The following is a 12,644-nucleotide window of genomic DNA, read 5'->3' as shown; positions in this document are numbered from 1 at the left end:
TACTCCGCACCGGCGCACGGCTCAGGGGTGGTTCATGGCCTCAGGAGCACCTTTCCGACCATCGGATCGCCGGACCCCACCAACTCGATGGCCCGCGGGAACTCGTCCAGCGGCAGCTCGTGCGTGACCAGCGGCAGCGGGTCCAGCAGCCCGGCCCCGAAGACCCGCACCGTGTGCGCCCAGGCCTCCGGCGGTGCCCCGAACACGGTGTGCACCTCCAGCTGCCGGACCACGAGGTCGGTGGGGTCCAGGCCGTCGGCGCCCGGGGCCGGGATGCCCGTCAGGACGAGCCGGCCGCCGCGCCGCAGCAGCGCCGCCGCGGTGTTCGCGGCGGACGCCGACCCGGCGGTCTCGATGACCACGTCGAAGTCGTCCGGCAGCTCCTGGTCCCGGGTGCGGAAGTCGGTGGCGCCGAACGTCTTCGAGAGCTCCGCGCGGTCCGGGCGGGTGCCCACCACCAGCAGCTCCGAGGGCGAACCCGCCCGCAGGAACTGCACGGCGAACATCCCGAGCGTCCCCGTGCCCACCACCGCGACCCGCTCACCGGGGCGCGCGTTGGCCTTCAGCGCGGCGGCGGCGATGCAGGCGGCGGGTTCGAGCAGTGCCGCGGCCGTCAGGTCGGCGTCGTCCGGCAGGACGTGCAGCAGCCGGGCCGGCAGCGTCAGTGTGGCCGCCATCGCGCCGGGCTCGGTGAAGCCCGTCTCCTCGTACCCGGCCGTGCACAGCGTGGTCTCGCCCGCATGACAACGATCGCACACCTGGCAGTTGCGGAACCCCTCGCCCACCACCCGGCGGCCGACCAGCGACTCCGGGACCCCGGAGCCCACCGCCTCGACCGTGCCGGACCACTCGTGGCCCGGGGTGAGCGGGTAACGGACGTACCCCTCGGGCCGGTTGCCCTGGTACACCTCGCGGTCGCTGCCGCAGATGCCGACCGCGTGGACGCGCACCAGCGCCTCGCCCGCGCCGGGCTCGCGCGGGGTGTGCGCGACGAGCCGGTGCTCGCCGGGCGCCTCGATGACGACCGCGGAGCTCACTGCTCGGCGCCCTTCGGCTTGCGCTGCTCCCAGCCCTCGGCCCACAGGTCGAACCGGGCCTGCTGCTGCGGGAACTCGGCGGCGGCGTCCACGTCCAGCTCGACGCCGAGACCGGGTGCGTCGGAGAGGTGGAAGTAGCCGTCCACGACCTGCGGGGCGCCCTTGACGACCTTCTTGATGTCCGCGTCCGCGAAGTCGTTGAAGTGCTCCAGGATCTTGAAGTTCGGCGCGGTGAAGCCGACCTGGAGCGAGGCGGCGGTCAGCACCGGACCGCCGACGTTGTGCGGGGCGACCAGCATGTAGTGGGTCTCGGCGGTCGCTGCCAGCTTCCGGGTCTCCCAGATGCCGCCGATGTGGCCGACGTCCGGCTGGATGATGTCCACGGCCTGGCTCTCGAAGAGCTCGCGGAACTCGATGCGGTCGTGGATGCGCTCACCGGTGGCGACCGGCATGTCGACCTTGGCGGCGACCTTCTCCAGTGCCTTCAGGTTCTCCGGCGGCACCGGCTCCTCCAGCCAGGCCGGGTTGAACGGCGCGAGGTCCTTGGCGAGGCGGACGGCGGTGGCGGGGGAGAAGCGGCCGTGCATCTCCAGCATCAGCTCGGCGTCCGGGCCGATGGCGTCCCGGACGGCCTCGATGAGCGACACGGCGTACAGGCTCTGCTCGTGGTCGAGCTCGAAGTGCCCGGTGCCGAAGGGGTCGATCTTGAGCGCCTTGTACCCGCGCTCCATCACGCCCTGGGCGGCCTTGTGGTACGCCTCGGGCGTCCGCTCGGTGGTGTACCAGCCGTTGGCGTACGCCTTGACCTTGTCGGTCACCTTGCCGCCGAGGAGCTGCCACACCGGTACGCCGAGGGCCTTGCCCTTGATGTCCCAGCACGCCATCTCGATCACGGCGATGCCGGACATCACGATCTCGCCGGCCCGGCCGTAGTCGCCGTACTTCATCCGCTTGACGAGATCCTCGACAGCGAACGGGTCCGACCCGAGAATGTGGTTGGTCTTCGCCTCGTGCAGATAGCCGAGCAGGGCGTCGGTGTGGCCCAGCATGCGGGTCTCGCCGACTCCGGTGAGTCCCTCGTCGGTGTGCACCTGGACGTAGGTCAGGTTGCGCCATGGCGTCCCGACCACGTGCGTGCTGATTCCCGTGATGCGCACGTCAGCTACTCCCTAGGCTTTTCAGCTTGTTCGAAATTTCGGCTCACGTTCGAAATGCTGGCCTGACGGTAAGGATCCGTCGGTCGGGGTGTCAATGGGTCGGGTGGTCGAACGGCGTAACGGTTTCACCCCGCCGACCAGCCCACCCCGCCCCGATGCCCCCTACACGGACCGGGCCCCGACTCTACGGCGCCGTGAACTCGCCCCGGGGTGGCGGGGCTTGGGTTCCTGACGCCGACCGCGATGGCGTGAGGTCGTGGCCGGGGCCGCCGCGCGGGACGTGACTCGGCGCGGGGCGTGGCTCGTTCGGACCGGTCGCCTTCCCCGCGTGCGAGGCCCCGCGCGTGCTCCCCGCGTGCTCCCCGCGGGTCCGGCGGCGCTCCCGAACCGGGTCGCCTCGTCCTGAACCGGCCCGTCCTGAACCGGCCCGTCCTGAACCGGCTCGTCCCGAACCGAGTCGTCCCGAACCGGGGCATCCCGAACCGTCCCGCCCGCCATCCGAGGCGAACCGGCCGTCATCGCGGCCCGCGTCCGGCTCCGCGGAGTGCCCGCGAGCCCGAACTGAGCATATTGCCAAGCGAGTTGTGATGTTCGCCATCGCCGGGCGGGTCCGGGCGGGTCCGGGTCGTCCGAAGCGCCGGAGATCCCTCGCGGGCCAGCGGGCGGGTGGTCGTGATCGGGGCCGTCACGGGTGTGGCCGGAGAGGGCGCGGAGGTCTGCGGTCCGGTCTCGGGAGGCGGGGTGGGGCGGGCGGGTCTCCGTGCTGGTGAGGGGCTGTCCGGGGGTGTCCGCAGTAGGCTTCGGGGGGTGGGCGGAGTGGGGTCATTTGGGCCGGGGTGTTCTCAACTCGCCCGCCACGCTGCGTTATTGAACCGTGACGACTTCCCGATGCAGCCCTCTTGACCGCCATGAATTGTTAGCGCTCACAATGACCTCCGCATTCACCGATCGATGTCGGCCGACCGCCAGGGAGGCGCGGGCGTCGTGCCGGTGGTGCTCCCGTCAGCGAACGCCGAGGAGGTGCGGCCGTGAACCACCTGGAGCTCCGGCCGCCCACCATGGCGGACGTGGCACGCCTGGCCGGTGTGTCCCACCAGACCGTGTCCCGCGTACTGGGCGATCACCCCAACGTGCGGGACGAGACCCGGGCCAAGGTGCTGCGCGCGATCGAGGAGATGGGCTACCGCCGCAACTCCTCCGCACGTGCCCTGGCGACCCGCCGCACCCGCACCCTGGGTGTGGTCGCCTCCAACACCACCCTCTACGGCCCCGCCAGCACCCTGTTCGCGCTGGAGGAGGCCGCCCGCGCCGAGGGGTACACCGTCTCGACGGTCAGCCTGCGCAGGCTGGCGGTGGAGACGCTCTCCGAGGCCCTGGCCCACCTCAGCGAGGGCGGGGTGGAGGGAGTGATCGCCCTCGCCCCCCAGCGCTCGGCGGTCGAGGCGCTCGCCGAACTCCGCCACCCCTTCCCGGTGGTGGTCGTCGGCACCGGGTCCGGTGCGGAGATCCCGAGCGTCAACGTGGACCAGCGGCTCGGCGCCCGGCTCGCCACCGGTCACCTGCTGGCCGCCGGTCACCGCACGGTCTGGCATCTCGCCGGCCCCGAGGACTGGCAGGAGGCGGCCGACCGGGTCACCGGCTGGCGGGCGACCCTCGAAGAGGCGGGCATCGAGCCGCCCGTCCCGCTGCGGGGGGACTGGAGTCCGCTGTCGGGCTACCGGGCGGGCCAGGAACTGGCCGGCTGGGTCGGCCGCGGACTGACCGCCGTCTTCGTCGCCAACGACCAGATGGCACTGGGGGTGTTGCGGGCCCTGCGCGAAGCGGGCGTGCGCACACCCCAGGACGTCGCGATCGTCGGCTTCGACGACATCCCGGAGTCCGAGTTCTTCGCACCGCCGCTCACCACCGTCCGGCAGGACTTCGCGACGGTGGGCAAGCACAGCATCGCCCTGCTGCTGGACCTCATCGAGGGCCGGGCTCCCGCCGGGGCGCCCGGGACGCCCGGCAGGCCGGGGGTGCCGGGGGTCGTCGTCGAACCCCAGCTCGTCGTCCGGGCCAGTACGGCTCCGGACTGATCCGGCACGAGGCCGCCGACGTCGGCACCTGGAGCCGGCGCCGGTACCAGCACCGAACAAGCCAAATTCGCACACCAGTATGACCGAGATTTCGAATAATGATCGACAGGCTGGACGCAGTGTGGTCGGTCCCCGAGCAACCGAGTACCAGCGGTCCTTCCCCGGGCCGGCTCTTCAAAGGAGAAGAAACATGCTCAACAGAAGGAACTTCCTCACTGCGGCGATCGGCGTGGCGGCGGCGGGCACCCTGGCGGCCTGCGCCAAGGAGGACGACAGCTCCTCCGGCTCCTCCTCCGGCGGCAGCAAGGCGATCACCCTCGGTTTCTCGCAGGTCGGTTCGGAGAGCGGCTGGCGCACCGCCAACAGCGACTCGGTCAAGTCCGCGGCCAAGGAGGCCGGTTACACCCTGAAGTTCTCCGACGCCCAGCAGAAGCAGGAGAACCAGATCTCGGCCATCCGCAGCTACATCGCGCAGAAGGTCGACGTCATCGCCTTCTCCCCGGTGGTCGTCACCGGCTGGGACGCGGTGCTCAAGGAGGCCAAGGCCGCGAAGATCCCCGTGGTCCTCACCGACCGCTCGGTGGAGACCTCCGACGAGTCCCTCTACGTCACCCTGGTCGGCTCCGACTTCACCGACGAGGGCCGCCGCGCCGCGAAGATCCTGGAGAAGGTCATCGAGACGGCCGGCCTCAAGGGCGACGTGAAGATCGCCCAGCTGGAGGGCACCACCGGTGCCGCCCCCGCCATCGAGCGCGCCAAGGGCTTCAAGGAGGTCATGGACGCCGACCACGCGGACGACTGGAAGATCGTCGTCACGCAGACCGGCGACTTCACCCGCGCCGGCGGCAAGCAGGTCATGGCGGCCTTCCTCCAGTCCAACCCGGACATCAACGTCCTCTACGCCCACAACGACGACATGGCCATCGGCGCCATCCAGTCCATCGAGGCGGCCGGCAAGAAGCCCGGCAAGGACATCCTGATCGTCTCGGTCGACGGCGTGAAGGACGGCTTCGTCGCCATGTCCGAGGGCAAGATCAACGCCATCGTCGAGTGCAACCCGCTGCTCGGCCCCCAGCTGATGGAGGTCGTCAAGACGGTCCACGAGGGCGGCACGGTCGAGCGCTGGATCAAGACCGAGGAGGGCGACTTCCTCCAGGACCAGGCCAAGGACGCGCTCCCCACCCGCAAGTACTGACCCACGTACCGACCGCACGCACCGGTACCGGCCGCGCACCCGCACCGGTACCGGCCGCACGCACCGATGGGGAGCCTTCGGCGGCCGAGGACACCTCGGCCCAGGAGGCTCCCCGCGGGCCTGTCCCCGTGCGGGTCCGGGCTCCCCGCGGGCCCGGCCCCCGGCGGGCCCGAAGCGAATCGACGATCCAAGAGGAGCGCTGCCATGGCAGAGCCGCGGCCCGTCCTGGAGATGACGGGCATAGTCAAAGAGTTTCCGGGGGTAAGGGCTCTGTCGGGCGTCGACTTCCGGCTCTTCCCCGGCGAGATCCACGCCCTCATGGGGGAGAACGGCGCCGGCAAGTCCACCCTGATCAAGGTGCTCACCGGGGTGCACCCCCTGGACGGCGGCACCGTCACCCTCGACGGCGAGACCGTGCACATCGGCAGCCCGCTCCAGGCGCAGCACGCCGGCATCAGCACGGTCTACCAGGAGGTCAACCTCTGCCCCAACCTGTCGGTGGCGGAGAACATCTTCATCGGGCGCGAACCCACCCGCGCGGGCCGCATCCAGTGGAAGCGCCTGCGCAAGGAGGCCGCCGAACTCGTCGACCGCCTCGGCCTCGACATCGACGTCACCGCCCCGCTCGCCTCCTACCCCCTGGCCGTGCAGCAACTCGTCGCGATCGTACGGTCGGTGGGCACCGGCGACAGCGACGGCGAGGGCTCCGGCACCAAGGTCCTCGTCCTGGACGAGCCGACCTCCAGCCTCGACCGCGACGAGGTCCTCGAACTCTTCCGTCTCATGCGGCGGTTGAGGGACGAGGGGGTGGCGATCCTGTTCGTCTCCCACTTCCTCGACCAGATCTACGAGATCTGCGACCGGATGACCGTCCTGCGCAACGGCGCCCTCGTCGGCGAGCATCTCGTCCGCGACCTCGACCAGGTCCAGCTCATCGAGCTGATGATCGGCAAGGCCCTGGACCAGCTGGAGGAGCTCCACGACCACCAGCTCCACGCGGACGTCGGCGAATCGCTGCTGACGGCGGAGGGCCTCGGCCGGGGCGGCGGCATCGCCCCCTTCGACCTGGACATCAAGAAGGGCGAAGTAGTCGGGCTCGCGGGCCTGCTGGGCTCCGGACGCACCGAACTGGCCAGGCTCCTCTTCGGCGCCGACCAGCCCGACTCCGGCAAGGTGAGCATCGGCGGCAAGCAGATCGCGATGAACGCCCCCAACGACGCCATCGCCGCCGGGGTCGCGTTCTGCTCGGAGAACCGCAAGACCGAGGGCCTGGTCCCCGACCTGACCGTCCGCGAGAACATCATCCTCGCCCTCCAGGCGGCCCGCGGCTGGACCCGCCCCCTGCCCACCGCCCAACGCGACGAACTGGTCGCCAAGTACATCAAGGCACTCGACATCCGCCCCGCCGACCCCGAGGCCCGCGTGGGCCAGTTGAGCGGCGGCAACCAGCAGAAGGTGCTCCTCGCGCGCTGGCTCATCACCCAGCCGAAGCTCCTCATCCTGGACGAGCCGACCCGCGGCATCGACATCGGTGCCAAGACCGAGATCCAGAAACTCGTGGTCTCCCTCTCCGAGGACGGCATGTCCGTCCTCTACATCGCGGCCGAACTGGAAGAGGTGCTCCGCCTCAGCCACACCATCGGCGTCCTGCGCGACCGCAAGCTCGTCGCGCGGCTCACCAACGGCCCCGAGATCACCACCAGCAAGATCCTCGAAACCATCGCGAGCGGAGAGCAGAGCGGAGAACCCCAGTGACCACCACCGACTCCCGCCTGCGAGCACTGACGCGCCACCACCTCTTCTGGCCCGTCGCGGTCCTGGTGGCGCTGCTGCTCGTCAACGTCCCCTTCACGCCGGGCTTCTTCGCCGTCCACATGACGGACGGCCACCTCTACGGCAGCCTCGTCTCGATCGTCCTGTTCGGCTCGCCCCTCATCCTGGTGGCCGTCGGTATGACCCTGGTCATCGCCACCGGCGGCATCGACCTGTCCGTCGGCGCGGTCGTCGCCATCACCGGCGCCCTCACCTGCTCCTACATCAGCGACCAGGCCGATCAGGGCGCCCTGGCCGGCGTCCTGCTGGCGATGGGCCTCGGCCTGGTCGCCGCCGTCGTCTGCGGCCTGTGGAACGGCTTCCTCGTCGCCCGCATGGGCATCCAGCCGATCATCGCGACCCTCATCATCATGGTCGCGGGCCGGGGCGTGGCCCAGCTCATCACCGACGGCCAGATCATCACCGTCAACAGCGAGCCGTACAAGCTGATCGGCGGCGGCTACTGGCTGACCCTGCCCTTCTCCATCTTCGTGGTGGCCGCGGTCGTGGCCGTCACGGTCCTGCTGACCCGCCGCACCGCCCTCGGCCTCCTCGTCGAGTCGGTCGGCGGCAACGCGGAGGCGAGCCGCCTGGTCGGCATCCGCTCCCGCCGCATCAAGATCATGGTGTACGTGTTCTGCGCCCTGTGCGCCGGCATCGCCGGACTCATGATCAGCTCCAACACCTCGGCCGCCGACGGCAACAACGCCGGCCTGTGGATCGAGCTGGACGCGATCCTCGCCGTCGTGATCGGCGGCACCTCGCTGCTGGGCGGCCGGTTCTCCATCGGCGGCACCGTCGTGGGCGCCCTCGTCATCCAGACGCTCACCACCACGATCTACACGATCGGCGTCCCGACCCAGACCAACCTGGTCTTCAAGGCCGCCGTCGTCATCGTCGTCTGTCTCCTGCAGTCCCCGAAGTTCCGCGCCAAGGTCTTCGGCGCCCGCGCCAGGACGACGGCCCCCGCGGACGCGGCGCCGCCCGTGCGCCCCGCCGAGCCCGCACCGAAGATGGAGGTGTCGTGATGAGCACGACGACCGAGACCCCCACGGCACAGCAGCCCCGGCGCGCCCCGTCCAAGGCGGCGCGCCTGCTGGCGGACCGCCGCCTCCCGGTCCTGGTCACCGCGGCCCTGTTCCTGGCGATGTACATCGCGGGCCTCAGCCGCTACCAGAACTACGGCTTCGGCGACTCGCAGGTGTTCCTCAACCTGTTCATCGACAACGGCTATCTGCTGGTCGCCGCCGTCGGCGCCACCTTCGTCATCCTCTCCGGCGGCATCGACCTCTCCGTGGGCTCGGTGATCGGCTTCACCACCATGCTCACGGCGTGGCTGGTGCAGGACGTGGGCCTGCCGCTGCTCGTGGTCATCCCGATCTCGCTGGGCGTCGGCGCGTTCGGCGGCTTCCTCATGGGCTATGTGATCCACAACTTCGAGATCCAGCCGTTCATCGTGACGCTCGCGGGCCTCTTCCTCTTCCGCGGTCTGTGCCTCGTCATCAGCAAGGAGTCGATCGCCATCGACGACTCCTCGGTGAGCAGCCTCGCGGAGACCCGTATCCCGCTGGGGATAGGGGAGTTGTCGATCGGCGCGGTCGTCGCGCTGCTGGTCCTGGCGGCGGCGTTCCACATCCTGCACTACACCCGCTTCGGCCGCCGGATCCACGCCATCGGCGGCAACGAGCAGTCGGCGCTGCTGATGGGCCTCCCGCTCGGCGGCACGAAGATCGCGGTCTACACGCTGAGCGGCTTCTGCTCCGCGCTGGCCGGCCTGTTGTTCATGCTCTACATCCAGTCCGGCGACCCGCTGCACGCCGTGGGCATGGAACTCGACGCGATCGCCGCGGTCGTCATCGGCGGCACGCTGCTGACGGGCGGCTCCGGCTATGTCCTCGGCACGCTGTTCGGTGTCCTGGTGCTGGGCCTGATCAAGAGCATCATCCAGTTCGAGGGCACGCTCAGTTCCTGGTGGACGAAGATCGCCACCGGTGTGCTGCTCTGCGCGTTCATTCTGATCCAGCGTGTGATGACCACTCGCAAGAGCACCTGATCCGTGCCGTGAACGGCCGTTCCGGCGCGATGTCGGGTTGGCGGCGAAGCGTGAGGATCATCCTCAACTCGCCATGCCGGAACGGCCAGTTCCCCACACAACATTCACAGCCGCCTCTAGGATCGTTACGCCCCGGGAACTTAATCTTCCCGCGTCATGGACTACTGCCCCCCGTGCCGAAGGCACCTCAACGGAGCCCTCGCCTGCCCGGGCTGCGGCACCCCGGCCGAACACCTCCACGCCCCGGCGCAGGCCGAGCCGCGCGTCCCGGAGCAGGGAGGCCACGCCCGGACCCACTTCCGGCCCGAGCCGCAACCGCAGCAGGTGAGCGTCACCGCCGGCGCGTACGAGGCACGGCACCAGGAGCACCCCGCACCCGAGCCGCACGAGCCGTACGGCGCGCACCAGCCGTACGCCGCGTACACCCCGCAGGCCGACGACACGGCGTACGACGACGTGAGCGGCGGCGCGGGCGGGAACGAGGACGAGCCCGACGAGGCGACCCCGGCCGAGCCCCCCGTCGGCGGCGGCAGGGCGGCGCGCCGCCGCGCCCAGGGCAGGCGTGGCAGAACCGCGGAACCGGAGGAGCACGACACCTCCGAGGCCGCGGACGACCACGAGGACGACGAGGACGCCGACGACGAGAACGTCGGGAGCCGCCGCGACCGCAAAGCGGCGGCGCACCGAAGACGGCGGCGCCGGACCCTGCTCGTCACGGCGGGATTCATCCTCGCCGCGGGTGGTCTGAGCCTCGCGGAACTCGGCATGGACGCCCCTGGCTCGCCCAGCACCCCCGCCGCCGCGGGCGACGCGTCCGCGGAAGGGTCCGCCACGGCCGAGGCCGGCGGGACGGCGGCCCCGGCCTCCGGCACGAACGGCACCGCCCCTTCGGCGTCCGCCTCCGCGTCGGCCTCGAAGTCCCCGTCCCCGTCGGCGTCCGAGAGCGCCGAGGACGAGGACGACAAGGACGAGGAGGCCCAGTCCGCCACGGCGACGGCCTCCGGCGGCGTCACCACGACGGCCCCCACGGCCACCGCGGACCCCACCACCGAAGCCCCCTCGGCCACCCCCACCACGGCGGACCCGAGCCCGTCCCCCTCGGAGTCGGAGTGCAGCCGCTTCCTGTGGTGGTGCACCTGACGGCCTCGGCGGCGCCCTCCGGGGCGCCCGGCCTCTGACGCCGAGGCCCCTCCGGGGGAGTCCCCGGGCCCCTACTCCGTCAGCATCCGGCGCAGCAGATCCCGCAGAGCGGTCCGCTCGGCCTCCGACAGCCCCGCGAGCGGCTCCCGCGCGAAGCGCAGCCCCTCCCGCAGCTCCCGGGCCAGCGCGCGCCCCTCCTCCGTCACCGCCGCGACCTTCACCCGCCGGTCCCCGGGATCGGCGCGCCGCTCCACCAGACCCCGCGCCTCCAGCCGGTCCACGATCCCGGTCACGTTCGACGGCTCGCACTTCAGCTTCTGCGCGAGCTTGCGCATGGGCAGCGGCTCCAGCGACAGCAGACTCAGCAGCCGCGCCTGCGCCCCGGTCAGCGCGTGCTCGCCGGCCGCCTCCTCGTAGTCCGCGTAGAAGCGGGCCACGACGTCGCCGATCAGCTCGACGACCTCGACGGTCAGCGCGTCGGGACGGGTCCTGGGTGAAGTGGCCATGACCTGATCGTACCCCGATTACTTGACAACATGAAATATTCAGGAGCATGGTTGTTTCAGGTACTGAAGTAAATTGCAGCAGATCCTCGAAAGGTCCCGTCATGATCAACCGCGAATGGCACCTGCTCAGCCGTCCCGTCGGCTGGCCCAAGTCGGAGGACTTCGCCCTGGTCGAGGCGGAGGTCCGGCAGCCCGCCGAGGGTCAGATCCTCGTCCGGAACACGCATCTGTCCGTCGACCCGTACATGCGGGGCCGCATGAGCGCCGCCAAGTCGTACGTCGCCCCCTTCGAGCTGGGCAAGGTCATGCAGGGCGGCGCGGTCGGCGAGGTCGTCGCCTCCGCCGCGGAGGGCTTCGCGCCCGGCGACCACGTCCTGCACTTCGGCGGCTGGCGCGAGTACGCCACCTTCGACGCCCGCACCGCCGTCAAGGTCGACCCCGACGCCGCGCCCCTGTCCGCCTACCTCGGCGTCCTCGGCATGACCGGCCTCACCGCCTACGCCGGCCTCCTGCGCACCGCGTCCTTCAAGGAGGGCGACAGCGTCTTCGTCTCCGGCGCCGCCGGTGCCGTCGGCAGCCAGGTCGGTCAGATCGCCCGGCTCAAGGGCGCCTCCCGGGTCATCGGCTCGGCCGGCTCGGACGAGAAGGTGAAGCTGCTCGTCGAGGAGTACGGCTTCGACGCGGCCTTCAACTACAAGAACGGCCCGGTCTCCCAGCAGTTGCGCGAGGCGGCGCCCGACGGTGTCGACGTCTACTTCGACAACGTCGGCGGCGACCACCTGGAGGCCGCGATCGGCTCCCTGAACGAGCGGGGCCGGATCGCCGTCTGCGGCATGATCTCGGTCTACAACAACACCGAGCCCGCCCCGGGCCCGCGCAACCTCGCCCGTCTCATCGCGACCCGCGGCCGGATCGAGGGCTTCCTCGTCGGCGACCACTACGACCTCCAGCCGCAGTTCGTCTCCGAGGTCGGCCCCTGGGTCGCCTCCGGGCAGCTCAAGTACCGCGAGACGGTCGTCGAGGGCATCGAGAACAACCTGGAGGCGTTCCTCGGGGTCCTGCGCGGCGACAACACCGGGAAGATGATCGTCCAGCTGTAGCCCTCCGAAGGTGTTCAGGGCTTCCGGACCGTTTCCGGGATGCGGTAACTTCTTTCCATAATCCGCCGTCGATCGTGGGCGCGAGTCATGGCGGACCGACGAGGAGAAGACACCGCATGTCCATCCAGCAGTCCGAAGTCCTGTACACGGCCGTCGCCACCGCCGAGAACGGCCGCGACGGCCGCGTGGCCACCGACGACGGCCGACTCGACGTCGTCGTCAACCCGCCCAAGGAGATGGGCGGCAGCGGCGGGGGAACCAACCCCGAGCAGCTCTTCGCCGCCGGGTACAGCGCCTGCTTCCAGGGCGCCCTCGCCGTCGTCGCCCGCCGGACCGGTGCCGACCTCACCGGCTCGACGGTCACCGCCAAGGTCGGCATCGGCAAGAACGCCGACGGGTTCGGGCTGATCGTCGAGATCTCGGCGAGCGTCCCGAACGTGGACCCGGCCACGGCCGCGTCGCTGCTGGCGGAGGCCCACCAGGTGTGCCCCTACTCCAAGGCGACACGGGGGAACATCAGCGTGACGCTGGTCTGACAGCGACAAGGCACGGTGCCACATCCTGCGAAG

Annotated in this window: 11 protein-coding genes; 8 read left to right on the top strand and 3 right to left on the bottom strand. The window is 70.6% G+C overall.

Features of this window, described 5'->3' with window-relative positions; genetic code table 11:
- Positions 1-32 precede the first annotated feature (32 nt).
- A complete protein-coding gene (locus ACIPSE_RS00285) occupies positions 33-1,037 on the bottom strand; it encodes a zinc-binding dehydrogenase (protein WP_401655719.1) in 1,005 nt (334 codons plus the stop codon).
- A complete protein-coding gene (locus tag ACIPSE_RS00280; RefSeq protein ID WP_401655717.1) occupies positions 1,034-2,194 on the bottom strand; it encodes a mandelate racemase/muconate lactonizing enzyme family protein in 1,161 nt (386 codons plus the stop codon). The genes ACIPSE_RS00285 and ACIPSE_RS00280 overlap by 4 nt, the downstream gene beginning before the upstream one ends.
- 1,028 nt (positions 2,195-3,222) lie before the next feature.
- On the opposite strand from ACIPSE_RS00280, the gene ACIPSE_RS00275 reads away from it, so the two are divergent.
- From ACIPSE_RS00275 to ACIPSE_RS00250, 6 genes are all read left to right on the top strand, one after another.
- Entirely contained in the window at positions 3,223-4,269 is a 1,047-nt protein-coding gene (locus ACIPSE_RS00275; RefSeq protein ID WP_401655715.1) for a LacI family DNA-binding transcriptional regulator, read from the top strand.
- 190 nt (positions 4,270-4,459) lie between these two features.
- Positions 4,460-5,464, top strand: coding sequence for an ABC transporter substrate-binding protein (locus ACIPSE_RS00270; RefSeq protein ID WP_401655713.1), 1,005 nt, complete (start codon positions 4,460-4,462; stop codon positions 5,462-5,464).
- Between the two features lie 204 nt (positions 5,465-5,668).
- Positions 5,669-7,219, top strand: a complete 1,551-nt coding sequence (locus ACIPSE_RS00265) for a sugar ABC transporter ATP-binding protein (protein ID WP_401655711.1) — start codon at positions 5,669-5,671, stop codon at positions 7,217-7,219.
- Entirely contained in the window at positions 7,216-8,304 is a 1,089-nt protein-coding gene (locus ACIPSE_RS00260; protein WP_401655709.1) for an ABC transporter permease, read from the top strand. Before ACIPSE_RS00265 ends, ACIPSE_RS00260 begins: the two co-directional genes overlap by 4 nt.
- Complete coding sequence (yjfF, locus tag ACIPSE_RS00255) at positions 8,304-9,329, top strand: galactofuranose ABC transporter, permease protein YjfF (protein WP_401655707.1); 1,026 nt, start codon at positions 8,304-8,306, stop codon at positions 9,327-9,329. Before ACIPSE_RS00260 ends, yjfF begins: the two co-directional genes overlap by 1 nt.
- 156 nt (positions 9,330-9,485) lie before the next feature.
- Entirely contained in the window at positions 9,486-10,469 is a 984-nt protein-coding gene (locus ACIPSE_RS00250) for a hypothetical protein (protein WP_401655705.1), read from the top strand.
- 71 nt (positions 10,470-10,540) lie between these two features.
- On the opposite strand, the gene ACIPSE_RS00245 is transcribed toward ACIPSE_RS00250, so the two are convergent.
- Positions 10,541-10,975, bottom strand: coding sequence for a MarR family winged helix-turn-helix transcriptional regulator (locus ACIPSE_RS00245; RefSeq protein ID WP_401655703.1), 435 nt, complete (start codon positions 10,973-10,975; stop codon positions 10,541-10,543).
- Positions 10,976-11,076: 101 nt separating this feature from the next.
- Here ACIPSE_RS00245 and ACIPSE_RS00240 point away from each other — a divergent pair, with 101 nt between their 5' ends.
- Together ACIPSE_RS00240 and ACIPSE_RS00235 are read left to right on the top strand one after the other, a co-directional pair.
- Positions 11,077-12,075 (top strand): NADP-dependent oxidoreductase, encoded by a 999-nt coding sequence (locus ACIPSE_RS00240; protein WP_401655701.1) that lies wholly within the window; start codon positions 11,077-11,079, stop codon positions 12,073-12,075.
- A 116-nt stretch (positions 12,076-12,191) separates the two neighbouring features.
- Complete coding sequence (locus ACIPSE_RS00235; RefSeq protein WP_401655699.1) at positions 12,192-12,611, top strand: organic hydroperoxide resistance protein; 420 nt, start codon at positions 12,192-12,194, stop codon at positions 12,609-12,611.
- Positions 12,612-12,644 lie beyond the last annotated feature (33 nt).

Source organism: Streptomyces sp. NPDC090106 (assembly GCF_044747265.1).
Lineage (GTDB): Bacteria > Actinomycetota > Actinomycetes > Streptomycetales > Streptomycetaceae > Streptomyces.
This window is presented reverse-complemented; position numbering and strand designations above follow the sequence as displayed.